The organism is Kineobactrum sediminis (assembly GCF_002868715.1).
Taxonomy (GTDB): Bacteria; Pseudomonadota; Gammaproteobacteria; order Pseudomonadales; family Halieaceae; genus Kineobactrum; species Kineobactrum sediminis.
Genome location: NZ_PKLZ01000003.1, coordinates 439865 through 458456 on the forward strand (window position 1 = coordinate 439865; position 18592 = coordinate 458456).

Below are 18592 nucleotides of genomic sequence, written 5' to 3' on the forward strand. Positions count from 1 at the left end.
CGTTATTTAACCACGCTTTCCACGTAGTCACCGTAACCTTCGGCAATCATGTCTTCAAGTGGAACGAAGCGCAGGGCCGCGGAATTCATGCAATAGCGCAGCCCGGTGGGCGCGGGACCATCCTCGAAGACATGGCCCAGGTGGGAATCGGCAAAGCTGCTGCGGACTTCAGTACGGGACATGAAAAACCTGCGCTCTGCTTTCTCCACCACAGTCTCCGGGGCAATAGGCCGGGTGAAGCTCGGCCATCCCGTGCCGGAAACATATTTGTCCCTGGACGAGAACAGCGGCTCGCCTGATACGATGTCCACGTAGATTCCCGGCCGTTTTTCGTCCCAGTAGGCGTTATTGAAGGGGCGTTCGGTGCCGTCTTCCCGGGCGACATAATATTGTTCCCTGGTCAGGCGCTTTTTCAGTACGCTGTCCTCCGGCCGGGTAAATGACGCGGGGTCAAAGCCGCGAGCCGATTGCTTCTCGCGGGCGTTGTTTGCCGCGGCTCCCGATTGCGGCTTGAACTGACTGAAATCGACTTCCTGTTCATCACCCCAGACTTTCTCTATGAACTGGTAGCGGCCCGAATTGTAAGTGTAGAATTTGTAGCGGAGTGGATTCGTTTTGTAGTAATCCTGGTGGTATTCCTCGGCGTCGTAAAATGCAGTGAGTGGTGTGATCTCAATCTTCACCGGCTCGTCATAGCGTCCGGATTCATCAAGAGCGCGCTTTGCCGCTTCCGCCAGACGCTGTTGTTCCGGATTGTGGTAAAAAATGGCGGGGCGGTACTGTCGCCCGCGGTCGACAAACTGGCCCTGAGTGTCAGTGGGATCCATAAAGCGCCAGAAACCCGCCAACAGGCCTTGGTAGGTAATGACATCAGGATCATAATAGACTTGTACGGCTTCGGTGTGCCCGGTACGACCGCCGGCCACCTGTTTGTAGGTGGGGTTTTTTTCCTTGCCGCCGCTGTAGCCGGAAACGGCTTCCACTACCCCGGGTATTTTTTCAAAACCTTCCTCCACACACCAGAAACAGCCGCCGGCGAAGGTGGCAACATTCAGTGCTGCTGAATTGGCCGGGGCGTATTGGGAAACCTTCCGGGCAGATTCTCCCTGTAGTGTCTGTCCACCCAGAAGCGCGAACAGAATCGCTGTGGTAGCGATCATAAGGTGTTTTTTCATCACGTATACCTCCTGGAGATAACGCTTCATACGCGGTGTTGCCGGGATCGGATTATCCCTGCTCAGGGGCTACGGGCTCCCTGCTTCCCGATTATCAGGTAGGAGGCGCATGTTTTGGTTTTACGCCGGCGGTGCCTTTGGTTCGGGTGCTATTGGGGGCAGCAGTTTTTGCCCTCGCTGTCGCTTTCGCTTTGGTTTTGGTTTTGGTTATGGTTTTGGTTTTTGGTGACGCCGCCGCTCCTGCCTCGCCTGCTATTTTGACAGCGGGGGCCCCGGTTCGTTCGCGGCGCCGCTTGCCGGGCACGGTCCTGATACCGGCCACTTCCTCCAGTTCCTGTAACGACTCCTCCAGATAGTCGATCATGCGCTGAACCTGGGGCACTGAACGGCGGCAGGCGACAATGCCGAAATCCAGCTGGTCCTTGTAGCTGACCAGGGTGATGTTCATGGCAAAGCCGTCAAACACTACCGAGGCGGGATAGATGCCCTCCAGGGCTGCACCGTTCCAGTACAATTGCTCCCTGGGGCCGGGGACATTGGAGATTACCGTACTGAACGCGGGAAACTTGCCCGCCAGGCCAAGGACCGAGGTCAGTAATACCGGTATCTGGGTGAGCTGCATGAACAGCGTGGCTTCCGCATGGGTCATGCTCTGCAACAGCGCTTTGCCGGCGGCCATCGAGGCCTGGATTTTGCGTATCCTCTGTTCCGGGTCAAACACGTTGGTGGCCAGGTCCGCCGTAATGAAACCCACGGCATTGGATGAGTCCAGGTCATCATCGTCGCGCAGGGATACCGGTGCCATGGCCTTTAGTGAATGCGTGGGCCGCTCTTTCTGGCTGGCGAGGTAGCGGCGCAATGCTCCCGAGCACATGGCTAAAACGATGTCGTTAATGGTACCGTCCATCGCCTTGCAGACCCCCCGTACCCGCTCAAAGGCAAATGACTGCGCGACGAAACGGCGGGAGCCACTGACCCGGGTATTGATGGAGGTATGTGGAATCTGGTGCCAGGGGACTGACAGGTTGCCACTACGACCAAAAAAGGCGCCGCCGAACCTGCGGAACGCGCTCATCAGGTTAGTGGTGGTATCAAACTGCTGGCGCATGGCCTCCATCACAGTGCGCATCTCTTTACTCTTGAGATCCACATGGACAGCCTGCTGCTTGAGCTTGCTCTGCTTGTACCGCTCGTAGGTAGCTCTCGACAGGGGCGAGTGCTCGGATCGCGCACTTTTCTTTGAAGAGTACATCGCGTTGGTCATGTGCATCGCAGACACACCATCCACTGCGGCATGATGAGTCTTGTTGTACAGGGCAAACTGGTTACCCTGCAAACCCTCGATCAGGTGCATTTCCCACAGCGGTCGGCTGCGGTCAAGCAGGCTGCTGTGCAAACGGGAGACCAGCATGAACAGTTCGCGATAGCGACCGGGTTGGGGCAGGGCGGAGTGGCGAACGTGGTAGTCGATGTCCAGGTGGGTATCATGCTCCCAGTACAGTGGGCCAAGCGGACCGGCGCGGCCACTGGTGACAAATTCCCCGAATGGTCTGCGATATTCTTCCTGGGTACGCAAGACCTCCAGCAATTCGCCCAGGAACCGGTGTCGGTTAACGCCCTGGGGAAATGTAAACAGGCTAAGGCCACCCACATGCATCGGTGTCTGGCGTTTTTCAAGATAGAGGAAGCCGGCGTCGGCGAGGTTAACTGCACGCATGGAAATCAGTCCCTGTTATTATTGTGTCAGCAATCACAATAGCGGCTAAACCTTCATGGTGGAAGCCCGATGACGCGACTGTTACAGCCAGCGGAGCCGGCGGAACAATAGCAGCATGGTGCCGGCACAGGTTGCCATTACCCCCAGCAGGATAAAATACGAATAGCGGAATTGCAGTTCCGGCATGTATTCAAAGTTCATGCCGTACACGCCCGCCAGAAACCCGAGTGGTACGAAAATCGCGGTAATGATGGTGAGGATCTTCATTGTGTTATTGAGCTGGTGCGACGTGATGGAGATATGGCTTTCCACCAGGTCGCCGCACAGTTCGTAATACATGCTGCACAATGTATGCAGGCGTTCGCAGCGGTCAAACAGGTCCCTGCGGGTATGCAGGCTGGTATCCTTGCCACTGCCCAGATGCACGGTACCGTTGTGCAGAATCTGCTCGGCAAGCGCCTGGTGGTAATTGAAGATACGCCGCAGTTTGCGCAAGCGCGACCGGTAGACAATCAGCTCCTTCATCACCGTATCGGTCCGGTCCTGCAGTAAAGAGTCTTCGAGCCTGGCGAGGGTGTCCTCAAACTCCATCAGCTTGTCCAGGTAGCGCCCCGCTACATAATGCAGAATGCGCAGGGCGAGAATATTGGGTGTCACCAGCAATTTCTGCTGTTCCTCCGCATCCCAGAAATGCGCCACGCTTACCGCCTTGCCGGGGTGCGCGGTGATCAGCAGGCTTTTGCCAATCCACATGCCCACGGGCATCGGTTGCAATTCCAGTTCGTCATTAAAGTGACTTATGCCGCGGAACAGGATGTAGGTGTTGTGTTCAAACTCCTCAACTTTCGGGGGATGGCGAACCCGGGTGGAATCAAACAGGGAGAGGGGGTCGCACCCCAGCGACAACAAGAGTGCCTGGGTCTGCTCATCAAGCTCGCCCTCTATATCCAGCCACAGGGTGCTGCCTGCCTGCTCATGCCACTGGTTGACAAGTGTTTCGTCGCCGGACTGGTAGTGGCCTTTCGCCGATAGCAACTTGGCTCTCATCATTGCGGATAAACCCTGTTAATGCTCTATGCTGGAATTTCAGCTTAACTGAATTACGCAACAGGCTCTAATGGTTTAGGGGCGGTCGTCCGGGTGTTCCGTGTGGTTTAACGGGGTTCAATCAGGCTTATGGCACCACGCACTTCGCCCAGGCTATAGCCTGTGGCCTGGTCCTCGGGGTAATGGGTCTGCAGTGCCTGGCGTACGGGTTCGGACAGCGTCTCACCATGGCAGTTGAGGCACAGGGGTTCGACGCCCTGGGCCTGCATGTAGCGATAGCGACCATCAACAACCGCGCCGTGGTTGATGGTCGCCGGGGGCTGGCCACTGGCCTGCAGGGCGTCAAAGGTTTTCAGTACCTCGGCTTCCCATTCATCGGGTACGGCGCGATTGCGGTTGCGCGGCTGCAGGCTCACCCTGCGCACAGTCCAGCCGGACTCGTTGCTGAGCTCATCCATGATTGCCGGCGCAAGGGTCGCACAGACGTCAACAGCATGTGCAGGACCGCCTTCCTGAATGGCCGTTTTCAGCGCCGGTTTGAGCTCGCCAACAAACTGCCGCACCAGGTCCCGGGCCTCTGATTCGCGAGTACCGGTAGTATTATTGGCCAGGGTAATGGCCGCGCTCGCGCCTAGCAGGACCAGTAAAATCCTGAACATTGTTGACAACCTTTCATCGTATATGTGGCTGCAGTATAGCGAAAATCGGATAGCGGACTCATGATCTGGCTCAAGTGGCGCCCTTAACGGACACAGTCAGCTGTCTTATACTGGTTACATGAGGATACCAATAAACCGTGCCGGTTACGTTGCCCGCAGCTTCCTTTTGTTGTGGGGCCTGTTGTTTTCATTGGGCGTGAGCGCTGAAGTCTGGGTCATTGATATCGGCGGCGGAATCGGCCCGGCCACCGCAGATCACCTGCAGCGTTCGCTGGACAAGGCCGTAGAGGCGGATGCCAATCTTATAGTACTGCGCATTGATACGCCCGGTGGCCTCGACACCGCCATGCGCGACATGATCAAGGCGATCCTGTCCTCGCCCATACCGGTTGCGGGTTATGTCGCCCCGAGTGGGGCTCGCGCGGCGAGTGCCGGCACCTATCTGCTTTACGCCACCCATGTCGCGGCCATGTCGCCGGGCACCAATATCGGCGCGGCCACGCCGGTACAAATGGGCGGTACACCGGAGTTTCCCGACTTTCCGGGTGGCGAGCAGCCTGGCGGTAAGCAACCGTCAGGAGAAGAGTCGTCCGGGGAACAACCGTCCGGTGAGGAACCCGCCGCAGCCGGTGAGGACGAGTCTGCCCAGGGGGCCTTGAAGGGTACCGCCATGCAACGCAAGATCATCAATGATGCAGTGGCCTACATTCGCAGCCTTGCGCAGATGCGCGGGCGCAATGCCGAGTGGGCAGAAAGGGCGGTGCGCGAGGGTGTCAGCATCGCCGCGGAGGATGCCCTGGAGCTGGGCGTGATTGAACTGCTGGCAGACTCCGTTGAGGATTTGCTGGCGCAACTGGATGGACGCCAGGTGTCGCTTGCGGACGAGACGGTAACCTTGCGCACCGCGGGCCAGGACATTCACTACCAGGCGCCGGACTGGCGCACCGGCTTCCTGTCTGTCATCACCGACCCCAATGTGGCCTATGTGCTGTTGCTGGTGGGTATTTATGGCCTGATCATGGAGTTCTACAATCCCGGTGTGGGGCTGCCGGGCATTGTCGGTGCCGTCAGCCTGTTGATTGCCATGTACGCGCTGCAGATGTTGCCGGTAAGCTATGCCGGTATCGGCCTTATCCTGCTGGGGGTGGCACTCATGGTAACGGAGGCCTTTGCGCCCAGTTTTGGTGTGCTGGGACTGGGTGGTGCTACTGCTTTTCTCATTGGGTCGGTGATGCTTATGGATACCAGTCTGCCTGCTTTTCAAATTGCGCTGCCCATCATTGTGGCACTTACCGTATTCAGTGTCGGGCTGCTGGTATTCGCCCTGGGACTACTCATGAAAGCGCGCCACGCGTCACTGGTGAGCGGCGTGGAGTACCTGATTGGCAGGACCGGCAAGGTGGCGCGTGTCGATGACAACCATGCATGGGTATTGCTGGACGGCGAGTTGTGGCAGGCGCGCGCCGATACCCCGCTGGAAGTTGATGACGAGGTGACCGTAACGGCAATTGATGGCCTGACCGCGGAAGTGCGCAAACAGGCCGCGGGCAAGCAACCGGGAGACGCGACATGATGTTCGATATGCAAACATTCAGCGGTGTATTAATAGTACTGGTAGTCGGGCTGGTAATATCCATGTTCCGGATATTGCGCGAATACGAGCGTGGGGTGATTTTCATGCTCGGCCGATTTTACCAGGTAAAAGGTCCCGGCCTGATCATCCTTATCCCCATACTGCAGCAAATGGTGCGGGTAGACCTGCGTACCGTGGTAATGGATGTACCTACCCAGGATGTGATTTCCCGGGATAACGTGTCGGTGCAGGTGAACGCGGTGATTTATTTTCGGGTGATGGATCCGCAGCGGGCCATCATCCAGGTGGAAAATTTTCTTGAGGCGACCAGCCAGTTGTCGCAGACCACTCTGCGCTCGGTACTCGGCCAGCATGAACTGGATGATATGCTGGCGGAACGCGATCGTCTCAATGCCGATATCCAGGTGATCCTGGACAAGCAGACCGAGGCCTGGGGTGTTAAGGTGGCCAATGTCGAGATCAAGCATGTCGATCTCAACGAGACCATGGTGCGCGCCATTGCCAAACAGGCAGAGGCGGAACGCGAGCGTCGCGCCAAGGTCATCCATGCCATGGGTGAAGCGGAGGCCGCTGAAAAACTGGCCGAAGCCTCGAAGATCCTGGCAACCGAGGAATCCGCCATACAACTGCGTTACTTGCAGACGCTGGTGGAGATTGCCGGTGGTGAAAAGAGTTCGACCATCGTTTTCCCGTTCCCGGCTGACATCATGAAGAAGCTCACCAGCTGAGGAATGCGCGGCTGCGCGGGCACACCAACCAACCAACAAACAGGGACGTTGTTATGCGTTGTATTGAAATAAGTGCACCGGGCGGGCCGGAGATGTTGCATCTGGCGCAGCGGAGCACGCCCGATATTGGTGCAGGGGACGTCCTGATCGAGGTGGTGGCGGCGGGTGTAAACCGCCCCGACGTGATGCAGCGCCGCGGGCTTTACCCTGCGCCACCCGGAGCGTCTGACCTGCCTGGTCTCGAGGTTGCGGGTATTGTTGCGGCGGTGGGCAGTGATGTCCAGCAGTGGCAGGTGGGTGACCGGGTCTGTGCGCTGACCAACGGCGGCGGTTACGCCGAATACGCCGTGGCGCCTGCCGGCCAGTGCCTGCCGGTGCCCAAGGGCATGGACCTGACTGCGGCAGCCGGTTTGCCCGAAACCTGCTTTACGGTGTGGACGAATGTGTTCGACCGCGGCCGGCTGCGTCCGGGGGAATCCCTGCTGGTGCACGGCGGCAGTTCCGGTATCGGCACCACGGCAATCCAGATCGCCCGCGCCCTGGGCGCCACGGTGTACGCCACCGCCGGCAGCGATGAAAAATGTGCGGCCTGTGAAGAGCTGGGTGCCGTGCGCGCCGTTAATTACCGGGACGAAGATTTTGTCGAGGTACTGAAAGAGGTCACCGGCGGCAAGGGCGTGGACGTTATTCTGGACATGGTGGGCGGCGACTATATCAACCGCAATATCGAGCTTGCGGCTGTGGAGGGGCGGATCATCAATATCGCCTACCAGGGCGGCTTTGAAGCCACGGTTAACTTTGTGCCGGTGTTGTTGAAGCGCCTGACCCTGGCGGCGTCAACCCTGCGTCCGCAGTCCGCAGAGGCCAAGGCCGGGATTGCGACCAGCCTGCGGCACACGGTGTGGCCGCTGCTGGTAACAGGGGAGTTCAAGCCAGTGATTGCCGCGACCTATCCCCTGGAAGAGGCGCCCCAGGCGCACGCCCTGATGGAGAGCAGTCGCCATATCGGCAAAATCATCCTGGAGATCGGCCACCGGCACTCTTAATCCCGGCGGCCACTCGGGGCGAATAACCACGGCGTTAGCGCCTCGCGATTTTCCACCACAATCTGCTGTGCTATCGGGTCATCCTGTGCTTCACCCGGATCGATGTGCAGCAGCTTCAATGCATAGGGCACCAGCTTGCCGCGGATGGTGATCTCGAGTGCGCCGTTGTGCATACCATAGTCGGCAGCGACCACGCTGGCCTGGTCCGCGCGCAATCGCGGGTCGGGCACAATGCGCAGGGTCACCCGGGTATTCCACTCCGCGTCGCCCTCGATGCCGTGGGGAGACGTGCCAAGGATATCGGGAATGTCCCGGAAGCGACTGAGCACGAAATCGCGATACTCCTGGTTCTTCTCGCACCAGGCGCGCACGTGCCAGCGCAGGCCGGTATAGACAACGGTATGCGGCACGATGATACGGCCCTCGCGGTCGGGGTTATGGATCGATACATAATCCACTTCCAGTCGCCGTTGCTGGCGCGCCGCCTGCATGATCGGCCGCAGCGCTTCCGGTTTGACATCCCGCACGGGAACCGACAGCACTTCCACGTTGGCAACATTCAGCGCCAGGGATTCAAACACATTGGACAGCTCATTGTTGCGTGCCATGAGGTGCAGGTATTCATCGGCCATACCCTGGGTGACCCGCGGCATGAAATCCGCCGCCGGGGTATAGCCCTTCAGTGACATGTCATAGACCAGGTTGCCGGGCCCGATCTCGCGGATATAGTGATTGATATCCTTACTCGCCTGCTGGCGACCGATACCAAACGTTTCACACAAATGCCGTGTCGTCAGTCGGCCCTCCCATAGCGCGATCGTCTCAATAAACCGATAGCGCACCAGCAAATCCCAGCGAATGGGCCACGCGCCTTTCCCGGCAACTTCTGCCTTATTTACGGATGGGGTCAGGTCTCGCATTGTAGCAACCTTGGGATTATAGCCATGGGGTCAAGTCTCGCATTGTAGCATCCTTGCTCACTTCAACCGCAGCCGTGGTAACCTGTATCAATCCGTCAAATTTCCGGCCCCGGGGCAATGACATCATGAACTATAAAACCTTCAGCAAGTTCCACACCTGGGTATACCGGGCCAGCGGGGGCCTGATCATGGGTAGCGTTGGTGCGGGCCGGCGCGTCCTGTTGCTTAACGCCAGGGGGCGCAAGAGCGGGGCCCTGCGCACTACGCCGCTGGTTTACATGGCCGACGGCGAGCGTTTCGTGGTTTACGGCTCCAACAGCGGTAGCGAAACGCCACCCGCGTGGTTGCTGAATCTGCAGGCTAACCCGCACGCGGAAGTTGAGGGTGGAAAAAAGCACATCCCCGTAAAGATGCACATTGCCCGAGGTGAGGAAGAGGCGCGGCTCATGCCTCTGGCGCATGCCTACAACGCGCACTGGGCGGGGTACCATGCAACGGCGAAGCGCCATATCCCCTTGGTGGTGCTTACCCCGGAGCAGAGTGACGCGGCGGCGATGTCCTAGCCTGGTTGCCACAATGCGAGACCTGACCCCATCAGTCCTAACCTGGTTGCTACAATGCGAGACCTGACCCCATCAGTTAAGCCCGGGCTTGCGGATTTGTTTCGGCTGGCGGGGCAGTTGGAGCGGGACAGGGAGCAGCCGGTGGCGGTGCTGCGGGAGCGGGACAGGGCGATTGCCCGGGAGTGCAGCGCGGACACCGACCAGGGGCGTCTTTTACAGTGGCTGGACCGGGTGTCGCCGCCGGCAGCCGGCAGCCATCGCCTGTTGTCGGAGGCGGCCGCCGCCACCATGGCGAGAGCATTGGCGTTAATCGCCGGCTTTGCCGCCATGGCGGGGTTTCTGCTGGGCAGTGATCGCGCGCTGGTTAATGTGTTCCTGTTACTCGCAGTGTTCGTACTGGCACAATTACTGCTGAGCCTGCTGTCCGCCGTGATGATGTGGCGCACGGTGCGTGGCCATGTGCCAATGAGCCTGCCGCTGCATCCCGGGCGCTGGATTGTCAGCCGCAGCCTGCCTGACCAGCGCTACCTGCGGGAGGCGCAGCCCGTATTACGGATGCTGTTTTTACGCTACGGCCAGGAACTGGGTGCGCTGTTTACCCTGGCGGCGATCCTGGCGTTTGTAGTGCTGCCGGCACTGGGCGAATTCAGCTTTGTCTGGGGGTCAACATTCAATCCCGGCACCCCCCTGGTGCAGACTGTGATGGATACCCTGGCATGGCCCTGGGCGGATCTGTTGCCAGCCGCGACGGTGCCCCCTGAGGTACTCGCCAGTAGCCGTATCCATCCCGCACTGATCAATCTCGACCAGGCCAATATCGAAAGCATGCGTGGCTGGTGGCCCTTCTTATCCCTGTGCCTGCTGGTGTACGCACTGTTGCCGCGGCTGCTGTTGTGGGCGGTGTCGAAAGTACTGTCCCGACGCTTGCTGGCGCGCAGTTTTCGCCAGTACCCGGGCGCCGAACTGGTACTGGCCAGGATGCAGGCGCCGCTGGTGCGTACCCGGGGAGAGGCCGATACCCCTGCGGCACCCACGCAAACGCCTGTCGCGAGGGCGGCACCCACCGTAACCGGTACCGACGAACGCCTGCTGGTAGTGAACTATGGCAATGCCCTGGGCACAGACAGCCCGCAGCAATTCGAGGAACTGGTGATGCTGGATGCGGGGCACATAGTCGCCATCGGCAGCGCCAGCGAGCGCGACGATGTCAGCCGCCTGCAGGCACTACCGGTGAAGCGTTTTGATCGCGTGCTGTTACTGGTGAAGGGCTGGGAGCCGCCGATGGCGGAACTGCGGGATCTACTGACGGCCCTGGCGACAGTGCCGCGCTGTACCGTGCTGCTGGTGCCGCTCCCCGGCAGGGCCACTCCCCACCGCAAGGTTGAGGACTGGCGTACCTTCGCACGGTCACTGCCCTTCGCCAGCGTGGATGTGCAATTATTGAACCGGGTAGAGAACTGATGGCCACACCCACCTTTGCGGTAGTCGGGCGCCCGAACAAGGGCAAGTCCAGCATCGTCGCCACTTTGGCACGGGACGACACCGTGTTCATCGATGCCCGTGCCGGCTCTACCAGCAGCGCCCGCAGTTTCCCGATGCGCGTGGATAACGAAACCCTGTACGTACTGGTGGACACCCCGGGTATCCAGCGCGCGCGAGCGGTACTGGAGTGGCTGCAGGCGCACAGTATCGACGCCGCCTCGCGGCCGGCTGCGGTACGCGAATTCGTAGAGACCCATCGCACTGATCCCCGCTTTCACGATGAGTGCGAACTGCTGCAGCCGATTGTCGACGGTGCCGGGATCATTTACGTGGTGGATGGCTCAGTACCGTTTGGCGCCGATTATGAAGCGGAAATGGAGATCCTGCGCTGGACCGGTCGCCCCAGCCTGGCCCTGATCAATCCCATCGACAGCGACGATTATGCGGAGCAGTGGTTTGCCGGCCTGGGCCAGTTTTTTCGCACCGTGCGCCTGTTTGATGCACAGCGCGCCGAGCTCACCAAGCAGCTGGAGCTGCTGGAATTATTCGGCCACCTGGACCCCGACTGGCGACAGCCGTTAACCCGGGCAGTGGAAGTGCTCAGGGATGAGCGCCGCCGCCAGCACCATTCGGCCAGCCTGCTGATCACCGATTTGCTGGTGGAGACCATCACCTTCCAGACGTCCCAGCGCGTACCCGAGGGATTGCCCCTGGAGCCCGTGCAAACGCTTCTGTTCCAGCGTTACCGGCAGCACCTGGCGACCCGCGAGCGCGAGTGCCGGCGCCAGGTGGAGGAAGTGTTCAATTACACTACCCTGACCCGCACGGAAGAGGGGCTGGCGCTGGAAGAGTCGGAGTTGTTCAATGTCGAGAACTGGTATTTGTGGGGGCTGGACAAGCGCTCGCTGGCGGCGGTGGCCACCTCCGCAGGCGCGGTAGTGGGTGGCGGCACCGGTTTGCTCATCGATGGCGCGACCGGGGGGCTGCTGGGCGGCCTGGGCACTTTGGTATCCGGCGCACTGGGTGCCGCCGGCTCCGGTATCGCGGCGCTGCGGTATGCGGGCGATATCGGCCAGATCACCGTCAAGGGTATCCCCACCGGCGGCAAGCAGTTGAGTTATGGGCCGACGCAAAATCTCAATTTTCCCTTTGTGGTGCTGGGCCGCGCCTTATTGCATCATCAAATGCTGTGCAGCCGGACCCACGCCGATCGCAGCCCGCTGGATCTGCAGGGGCAGTTGCTGGCCGCGCTGGATGACAGCCTGCGCCGTCGCCTGGGACGATTGTTCGCGGAGATTCGCAAGGGTAGGAAAGTACACGAGCGACGCCAGGCACTGGCGGCGCTGATTGAACAGATCTGTCTGCAGCGCGATGCGCAAACCCGGGGTGCACTACGATGAGTATGAGAAAAACGGTGATGATTACCGGGGCGTCCTCCGGTATCGGTGAATCACTGGCGAACATCATTGCGGCCCAGGATTATGACCTGATCCTGGTGGCGCGCAGTACCGACAAGCTCACAGCGCTGGCGACCAGGCTGGGGGCCGAGCACAATGTTACGGTGACGGTGTTGCCCGCCGACCTGGCAGTCCCGGGCAGTGCCGGGGAATTGTTCCAGGCGCTCAAGCGCAGGAAACTGCAGGTGGATATCCTGGTGAATAATGCCGGGGTGCTCAAGCACGGTGCCTTCAATGCCATGCTACCGGCGCAGCACCAGGAGATGATCCAGCTCAATGTGGTGGGTTTCACCGATATGCTGGCGCATTTTGTGCCGCCGATGGTGGCGCGCGGCAGTGGCCGGGTCCTGAACGTGGCGTCCATTGCCGCTTTCCAGCCCATTCCCAGCCTGGCGACTTATGCGGCCACCAAGGCCTACGTGTTGTCTTTGTCGGAGTCGCTGGCGGAGGAATTGCGGGGCTCGGGGGTGACGTTGACGACATTGTGCCCCGGTATCACCGCCACCAATATGGTGTTCCAGGCGCAGGCCAGCTCCAATGCCCTGCAGAACCTGCCGTCAATGGTGATTTCGGATGTGCAGGATGTAGCCGGGGAAGCATGGCGCGCCTGCCTGAAAGGGCAGGCGATCGTGGTGCCCGGTACCCTGAACCTGGCCGCCACCGTGGCCGCCCGCGCAACACCGAAATGGCTGGTGCGCAGGCTTACCGGGCTGCTGGGCCGTTCAACCCTGTAGGCATGCGCTAGCGGATAGCCGATTCCGGACGGCCCTGCCAGTAGAAGGGCGCCAGGGTGGCATCGCCGGTGTGCACTTCTTCCAGGGTGGTCGCATCGTAAACGCGGCCGTTGAGCACAATGTTGCTGATCCGGTCCGTGTTGCGGATGTTCTCCAGCGGGTTGGCGTCCAGTATCACCAGGTCAGCCAGCTTGCCGACCTCCAGTGAGCCGATATCGCCGTCCATGCCCAGGTAGGTGGCCGGGTTGATGGTGGCCGCCGACAACGCTTCCATCGGGCTGAAGCCACCGCGGACAAAACTCCACATTTCCCAATGGCTCGCCAGGCCCTCGCGCTGGCCGTGCCCACCGGTGTTCACCATGATTCCCGCATCCAGCAATACCTTTGCTGCCGCGGCGGCATCGTCGTCCCGGTAGTCTGCAGCCGGTGCCATCGGACGACGCACTGAGCGCGGCTGCAGCACGGCCGGCGGTACGAAGTTGGCCAGGATGGGATGCTTCCAGACTTCGGTGTCCTGGTAGTAATAATCTTCCGAGGTGAGGCCGCCAAAGGTCACCACCAACGTGGGCGTATACCCGGCCTCGCTCTGGCTCCAGTACTGGGTAACGTCGTTATACATTTGCAGTACCGGTACGTTGTGCTCAATGCCGGTGATGCCGTCGCCAATCAGGTTCATGTCCATGTGGTAGAGAGAGCCACCCTCGGCCACCGCCATCAGGCCTTCCCGGCGCGCCGCTTCGGTCACCATCTGGCGCTGGTCCCGGCGAGGCTGGTTGTAGTTCTTGACCGTTATCGCGCCCTGGGCCTTGAGCCTGCGTACGTGGGCCAGGGCGTCCGCCATGTTGTCCACCGGTGACCACGATGTGCTCTTGGCGCCGTAAACAATCTCTGCGGTGGAAAAGATACGCGGCCCCAGGATTTTGCCGGCACGGGCATACTCGGCGGCGGCGAATACCAGGTTGGCGCGACTGGAGGGGTTGTGTACGGTGGTCACGCCCAGGGCAAGATGCGCCAGCATGTTCCAGTTCTGCTGGGGGATGATGTCGTTACTGCCATAAGGACCGTGAGCATGGATATCGACAAACCCGGGCAACAGGGTTTTACCGGCCATGTTGACCTCGCGGTAACCTTCCGGTATCGCCAGGGTGCTGTCGCCGATGGCCCGAATGCGATTGCCCTCGACCAGCACGGTGCCCACCTCAATCACGTCGCGGTTGCTGTTCATGGTGACCAGGCGGGCGTTGGTCAGCGCCAGGCGGGTGTCGGGTACGGCACTGGCCACTTCCATGGACAGGTCATTACCGCTGGCGGGCGGCTCGAATCCCTCCGCGAAGGCGTCGGTGACCGCGACGGTTTTCAGTTCGGAGCCGGTGCTCCAGCTCACGGCGGTGCCCGCGGTATTCCAGCCCAGGTAGCTGCCACCGATGGTGCTGACCTGCACCGTGGGAAATGCGGTTTCTGCGGCGTCCAGCACCAGTGGCTTGCCGGTGAAGGTGGCGGCAGCCAGGTACATCTGCTGGCCGTCTTCAAAGGTAATGTGACGGCCGTCGGGGGCCAGGCGGATAGTGGTGGCCAGCTCGGCGGTGGCCATTTCGCGCACATCGTGGCCGCTGCGGGTCATGGAAATCAGGTTGGTGCTGGCGGTGCTGCTGCCGCGCCCGGTAGCGCTGTCGGCGCGCTCCTGGGCGTACAGGCGGTCGGCATCGGGGCCGAAATGGGGGTTGCGCCCGCGCTCGCTGACAAACGCCATGCTGCCGCCCTTGCTGTCCAGCAGGTACAGCCCCGGCTTCACCCCCCACTCGGGATTGAGCAGGCTGCTGCCGCCGAGCTTGCGCAGGGCGAGGGTGTCGCCGTCGGCGGAGATGGCCAGTTCGGTGTACTGGCCTTTTTCATGGTCCAGTGCACGCGACTTGCCGCCGCGGGCACTCACCCGGCGCACCGTGGTGAGGGTGTCGTCCTGCCAGCGCAGGAAAAACACGTTGCGGCCGTCGGGGGCCCAGACCGGTGCGTAGTCAAAGCCAGCGCTATCGTCGCTGGTCAACGGCTGCGGTGCGTCCTGGCCGCGCTTCACATACAAACGTCCCAGGGATTCAAACACCACGCTCTTACCGTCGGGCGAGGGCTGGGCAAAGCGGACCATACGGGTCCTGAACTCCTCCGGGGCTACCTCCACCGGGAAGCGCACGGCCGGGTAAATGTCGCGGTTGCCCTGCACTGAGAACGGTACTTCCGCGATCTCACCTGATGCTACCGCCAGGCGCCAGATCTTGCCCTGGGCCCAGAACACCAGTTCCTCGTTATCCGGGGTCCAGGCCATGTTGGGATAGAGACCGTGCACTGCCCAGGTTTCCTGCATGTCCAGGTCCAGCGCATCAAACACCATGCGCTCAACGCCAGAGGCGAGGTCCATTACAAACAGGCGCGATTCGGCCCGCACCCGCTTAACGTAAGCCAGTTGCCTGCCGTCGTGAGAGGGCGTTGCGCGCACGGCGCCGCCGGGGCCACCGGCCACGGTACTGATGTCACCGCTGGCAAGGTCTACACGGCGGATCTGGAACAGCTCGGTATTGCTGTCCTGGTGATAAATGAAGGTGTCGCCCGGGGTAACATTGAGGGAAAAATACAGGCTCTTGCCGTCGGCACTGAAGGCCGGCTCACCCTGTTCTTTCTGGAAGGTCGGGCTGGGCCGCGGTACCACCTGCTGGCCGCTGTTGTCCTTGCCGCCATCGGCATGGTACATCCAGATTTCGCCGGTACCCAGCGAGCGCGAGGTGCTGAAGTGCTTGCGCGCCGCGATGTAATCCCCGTCCGGGCTCCAGCTGGGGTTGTTGAGCAGGCGAAAGGTCTCGAAGGTCACCTGCCTGAATTCATTGGTGGCGCGCTCCAGGGTCCAGATGTTATCGCCGCCGGCGCGGTCCGAGGTAAAGGCGATGTAACGACCGTCGGGGCTGTAGCGGGGCTGCATGTCCCAGGCGTGGCCCGAGGTGATGGCGCGGGCCCTGCCGCCCTCAAGCGGTATCTCGTACAGGTCGCCGAGCAGGTCAAACACCACATGCTTGCCGTCCGGGGCGACATCCAGGCTCATCCAGGTGCCTTCGGTGACATCAATGGTGGCCTGGTCAGCGGTGACCGAGAGGGGCGGATTATTCACGTCCCATGAAGATGCATCGGTGGCGGTCTCTGCGGTCGTCAATGAACAGGGGAGCAGCAGCAACGAGAAAATAAGCGTACGTTTAACCATTATCAGGGGTTCCATCGGGTTATACTCGGCAGTGGTAGGGTAGGCCCGGCACGTCGGTGATCCAGTGGGCGCAGGCTGCGTACCTTACTAGGTTATCGCCCATTAATGAATGGCGCAGCCCAATCTCCCGGAGGAGTTAACATGAAACTGATTCACGCCACCTGCCTGTTGCTGGGTATGACTTTCGCATCGTCACTGGTTGCCGAGCCCCTCAAGGTCGGTGACCCGGCCCCGGACTTCAGCCTGGCCGGCACCGATGGCCAGACCCATTCGCTGGCGGACTTCAAGGGCAAGCAGGCCGTGGTGCTGGCGTGGTACCCCAAGGCCTATACCTCCGGATGTACCATCGAATGCAAGTCGCTGGCTGAAAATGGCCACCTGATCCGCGCCTACGATGTCAGCTATTACATGGCGAGCGTGGACCCGCTTGAGGACAACATGGGTTTTGCCGAGGAAACCGAAGCGGATTTTCCCCTGCTGAGTGACCCCGGCAAGCAGGCTGCGAAAGACTACGGCGTACTGTCTTCCATGGGCTTTGCCAAGCGCCATACCTTTTACATTGGCAAGGACGGCACCATTCTCAAAATCGATACCGCAATCCAGCCGGCCTCCGCGGCCCAGGACATGGCCGCCACCCTGGGCGAGCTGGATATCCCCAGGCGTTAAGGGTCGGTCGATTCACTGATTCCGGCGCGGGGACTGTAGCCCCCGCGCCGGAATGTCATTATGTCCGCTAAACGGGGCTGTGCAAACGCGCCTTACCCTCTATAATTTGCCCCCCAATTTTCACCCTGTTCGAAACGCTGAGCGGCAATGTGGCGCCTTGCACGGTGTTATCCGGACCTTCGGAGCGAGGCATGTTGAACACCAGGGAATTGCGCGAGCTATTCCGCCTGGCACTGCCGATGGTAGTGTCCCAAAGCGCTTTCGCGCTGATGATTTTCACCGACCGGCTGTTTCTGTCGCGTATTGACGCGCTCCATATTGCCTCGGCGCTCGGCGGCGGGGTCACCTTTTTTGTCAGTGTATCCCTGTTTCTCGGCGTAATGTCCTACGCCACCGCGCTGGTCGCCCAGTACTACGGTGCCGGCCAGCTGCACAAATGCCCGCGGGTGCTTACCCAGGGTATCCTCATGGCTGTGGCCTGCCAGCCCCTGTTGCTGGTGATTGCCTGGCTGATGAGCGGTATTTTTGTTGCCATGGATCATCCGCCCCAGCAGGTGGTACTGGAGAAGCAGTATTATTTCGTGATGATGGCGGGCGCCCTGTTCGTGATGGCCAAAGCCTGCTTCGCCGCCTATTTTTGTGGGATCGGTCGCACCCGGGTAGTGATGATCACCGATGTCATAGGCGTGCTCCTCAATATTCCCCTGACCTGGATGCTGGTATTCGGCAAGTTCGGCTTTCCCGAGCTGGGTATACAGGGCGCGGCCCTGGGTACCGTGATTGCCACGGCATTCAGTGTGGTGATTTACACGGTGTTTTACTTCAATCGCTTTCATCGCGAGCGCTTCAAGGTGCTGGCCTCGTTTCACTATGACCCGGCCATTTTACGCCGTTATATCCGCCTGGGCCTGCCCTCGGGCTTCGAGACCTTCGTGGGCGCCGCCACCTTCAATTTCTTCCTGTTGCTGTTCCAGTCCTATGGCGTGGCGGAAGGTGCGGCCATGGCGATCGTATTCAACTGGGACATGCTCAACTACGTGCCGCTGATCGGTTTGAACATCGCGGTAACCAGCCTGATCGGGCGCGCGGTTGGGGCCGGCGACATGACCCGGACCAACCAGGTCATGGCGGCTGGGTTCCTGCTGGCGATCGGTTATTCCCTGGTGCTGGCGGTGGTGTTTATAGTATTCCGCTTTCAGCTGATCATGGTCTTTTCAACGCCGGAACAGGACTTTTCGGAGATTGCCAGCCTCGGTAGCCGGATGATGCTGGGCATGGCCACCTATGTGCTGGCGGATGCCGTGATCCTGGTCAGCGCCGGGGTGCTGCGCGGTGCCGGCGATACCCGCTGGCTGATGAATACCTCCATGAGCCTGCACGTACTGATGATGGTCTCCCAGTTCATCATGATCAGGTACCTGGATGCCGACCCGCTGGTCAGCTGGTGGGGCTTTGTGGCCATGCTGCTGGCGCTGGCGGTAATCTACCTGCGGCGCCTGCTGGGCCACACCTGGCGCAAGCCGTCGCGGCTGGCGCGGGTGATGGCGGAGTAGGTTGCCGCCG

Annotated in this window: 15 protein-coding genes; 9 read left to right on the forward strand and 6 right to left on the reverse strand. The window is 60.6% G+C overall.

The annotated features are described in order from the left end of the window. Positions 1-2 precede the first annotated feature (2 nt). The 4 genes from msrA to CWI75_RS07290 all read right to left on the reverse strand — a co-directional run bounded on the left by msrA (position 3) and on the right by CWI75_RS07290 (position 4598). A complete protein-coding gene (gene msrA / locus CWI75_RS19005) occupies positions 3-1175 on the reverse strand; it encodes a peptide-methionine (S)-S-oxide reductase MsrA (RefSeq protein ID WP_101520808.1) in 1173 nt (390 codons plus the stop codon). Positions 1176-1269: 94 nt separating this feature from the next. Beyond that, the gene (locus CWI75_RS07280) at positions 1270-2892 is read right to left on the reverse strand and encodes a WS/DGAT/MGAT family O-acyltransferase (protein ID WP_101520809.1); all 1623 of its coding nucleotides are present in this window, start codon (positions 2890-2892) and stop codon (positions 1270-1272) included. Positions 2893-2973: 81 nt separating this feature from the next. Then, positions 2974-3942, reverse strand: a complete 969-nt coding sequence (locus CWI75_RS07285) for a magnesium transporter CorA family protein (protein WP_101520810.1) — start codon at positions 3940-3942, stop codon at positions 2974-2976. Between the two features lie 104 nt (positions 3943-4046). After that, positions 4047-4598, reverse strand: a complete 552-nt coding sequence (locus tag CWI75_RS07290) for a Tll0287-like domain-containing protein (protein WP_101520811.1) — start codon at positions 4596-4598, stop codon at positions 4047-4049. 118 nt (positions 4599-4716) lie between these two features. On the opposite strand from CWI75_RS07290, the gene CWI75_RS07295 reads away from it, so the two are divergent. From CWI75_RS07295 to CWI75_RS07305, 3 genes are read left to right on the forward strand one after another with little or no spacing between them, the layout of a single operon-like run. Then, positions 4717-6171: an NfeD family protein gene (locus CWI75_RS07295; RefSeq protein ID WP_101520812.1), complete on the forward strand. Its 1455-nt coding sequence runs from the start codon at positions 4717-4719 to the stop codon at positions 6169-6171. After that, entirely contained in the window at positions 6168-6920 is a 753-nt protein-coding gene (locus CWI75_RS07300) for a slipin family protein (RefSeq protein WP_101520813.1), read from the forward strand. The genes CWI75_RS07295 and CWI75_RS07300 overlap by 4 nt, the downstream gene beginning before the upstream one ends. Positions 6921-6973: 53 nt before the next feature. Beyond that, positions 6974-7966, forward strand: a complete 993-nt coding sequence (locus tag CWI75_RS07305) for an NAD(P)H-quinone oxidoreductase (protein WP_101520814.1) — start codon at positions 6974-6976, stop codon at positions 7964-7966. On the opposite strand, the gene CWI75_RS07310 is transcribed toward CWI75_RS07305, so the two are convergent. After that, positions 7963-8886, reverse strand: coding sequence for a helix-turn-helix transcriptional regulator (locus CWI75_RS07310; protein WP_101520815.1), 924 nt, complete (start codon positions 8884-8886; stop codon positions 7963-7965). The genes CWI75_RS07305 and CWI75_RS07310 overlap by 4 nt on opposite strands. 125 nt (positions 8887-9011) lie before the next feature. Here CWI75_RS07310 and CWI75_RS07315 point away from each other — a divergent pair, with 125 nt between their 5' ends. Genes CWI75_RS07315 through CWI75_RS07330 form a run of 4 tightly spaced genes read left to right on the forward strand, consistent with a single transcriptional unit; the run spans position 9012 to position 13122 of the window. Next, the gene (locus CWI75_RS07315) at positions 9012-9449 is read left to right on the forward strand and encodes a nitroreductase/quinone reductase family protein (protein ID WP_101520816.1); all 438 of its coding nucleotides are present in this window, start codon (positions 9012-9014) and stop codon (positions 9447-9449) included. A 54-nt stretch (positions 9450-9503) separates the two neighbouring features. Continuing rightward, the gene (locus CWI75_RS07320) at positions 9504-10910 is read left to right on the forward strand and encodes a DUF2868 domain-containing protein (protein WP_101520817.1); all 1407 of its coding nucleotides are present in this window, start codon (positions 9504-9506) and stop codon (positions 10908-10910) included. Further along, on the forward strand, positions 10910-12331 hold the full coding sequence (locus tag CWI75_RS07325; RefSeq protein ID WP_101520818.1) for a DUF3482 domain-containing protein: 1422 nt from the start codon (positions 10910-10912) through the stop codon (positions 12329-12331). Before CWI75_RS07320 ends, CWI75_RS07325 begins: the two co-directional genes overlap by 1 nt. Continuing rightward, positions 12328-13122: an SDR family NAD(P)-dependent oxidoreductase gene (locus CWI75_RS07330; RefSeq protein ID WP_101520819.1), complete on the forward strand. Its 795-nt coding sequence runs from the start codon at positions 12328-12330 to the stop codon at positions 13120-13122. Before CWI75_RS07325 ends, CWI75_RS07330 begins: the two co-directional genes overlap by 4 nt. A gap of 7 nt (positions 13123-13129) precedes the next feature. On the opposite strand, the gene CWI75_RS07335 is transcribed toward CWI75_RS07330, so the two are convergent. Next, positions 13130-16363 carry an amidohydrolase family protein gene (locus tag CWI75_RS07335; protein WP_101520820.1) on the reverse strand — a complete coding sequence of 1078 codons (3234 nt, stop codon included), beginning with the start codon at positions 16361-16363 and terminating at the stop codon, positions 13130-13132. Between the two features lie 141 nt (positions 16364-16504). Here CWI75_RS07335 and CWI75_RS07340 point away from each other — a divergent pair, with 141 nt between their 5' ends. Beyond that, positions 16505-17029 (forward strand): peroxiredoxin family protein, encoded by a 525-nt coding sequence (locus CWI75_RS07340; RefSeq protein ID WP_101520821.1) that lies wholly within the window; start codon positions 16505-16507, stop codon positions 17027-17029. A 191-nt stretch (positions 17030-17220) separates the two neighbouring features. Then, positions 17221-18582 (forward strand): MATE family efflux transporter, encoded by a 1362-nt coding sequence (locus tag CWI75_RS07345; RefSeq protein ID WP_241521119.1) that lies wholly within the window; start codon positions 17221-17223, stop codon positions 18580-18582. The last annotated feature ends 10 nt before the right edge of the window (positions 18583-18592 follow it).

Excerpts from the sequence above, each read along its gene's own strand:
- CWI75_RS07295 (WP_101520812.1), top strand. The coding sequence starts at position 4,717 with ATGAGGATACCAATAAACCGTGCCGGTTACGTTGCCCGCAGCTTCCTT.
- CWI75_RS07345 (WP_241521119.1), top strand. The coding sequence starts at position 17,221 with ATGTTGAACACCAGGGAATTGCGCGAGCTATTCCGCCTGGCACTGCCG.
- CWI75_RS07280 (WP_101520809.1), bottom strand. The coding sequence starts at position 2,892 with ATGCGTGCAGTTAACCTCGCCGACGCCGGCTTCCTCTATCTTGAAAAA.
- CWI75_RS07300 (WP_101520813.1), top strand. The coding sequence starts at position 6,168 with ATGATGTTCGATATGCAAACATTCAGCGGTGTATTAATAGTACTGGTA.
- CWI75_RS07285 (WP_101520810.1), bottom strand. The coding sequence starts at position 3,942 with ATGATGAGAGCCAAGTTGCTATCGGCGAAAGGCCACTACCAGTCCGGC.
- CWI75_RS07305 (WP_101520814.1), top strand. The coding sequence starts at position 6,974 with ATGCGTTGTATTGAAATAAGTGCACCGGGCGGGCCGGAGATGTTGCAT.
- CWI75_RS07315 (WP_101520816.1), top strand. The coding sequence starts at position 9,012 with ATGAACTATAAAACCTTCAGCAAGTTCCACACCTGGGTATACCGGGCC.
- CWI75_RS07310 (WP_101520815.1), bottom strand. The coding sequence starts at position 8,886 with ATGCGAGACCTGACCCCATCCGTAAATAAGGCAGAAGTTGCCGGGAAA.
- CWI75_RS07290 (WP_101520811.1), bottom strand. The coding sequence starts at position 4,598 with ATGTTCAGGATTTTACTGGTCCTGCTAGGCGCGAGCGCGGCCATTACC.
- CWI75_RS07340 (WP_101520821.1), top strand. The coding sequence starts at position 16,505 with ATGAAACTGATTCACGCCACCTGCCTGTTGCTGGGTATGACTTTCGCA.
- msrA (WP_101520808.1), bottom strand. The coding sequence starts at position 1,175 with ATGAAAAAACACCTTATGATCGCTACCACAGCGATTCTGTTCGCGCTT.
- CWI75_RS07330 (WP_101520819.1), top strand. The coding sequence starts at position 12,328 with ATGAGTATGAGAAAAACGGTGATGATTACCGGGGCGTCCTCCGGTATC.
- CWI75_RS07320 (WP_101520817.1), top strand. The coding sequence starts at position 9,504 with ATGCGAGACCTGACCCCATCAGTTAAGCCCGGGCTTGCGGATTTGTTT.
- CWI75_RS07325 (WP_101520818.1), top strand. The coding sequence starts at position 10,910 with ATGGCCACACCCACCTTTGCGGTAGTCGGGCGCCCGAACAAGGGCAAG.
- CWI75_RS07335 (WP_101520820.1), bottom strand. The coding sequence starts at position 16,363 with ATGGTTAAACGTACGCTTATTTTCTCGTTGCTGCTGCTCCCCTGTTCA.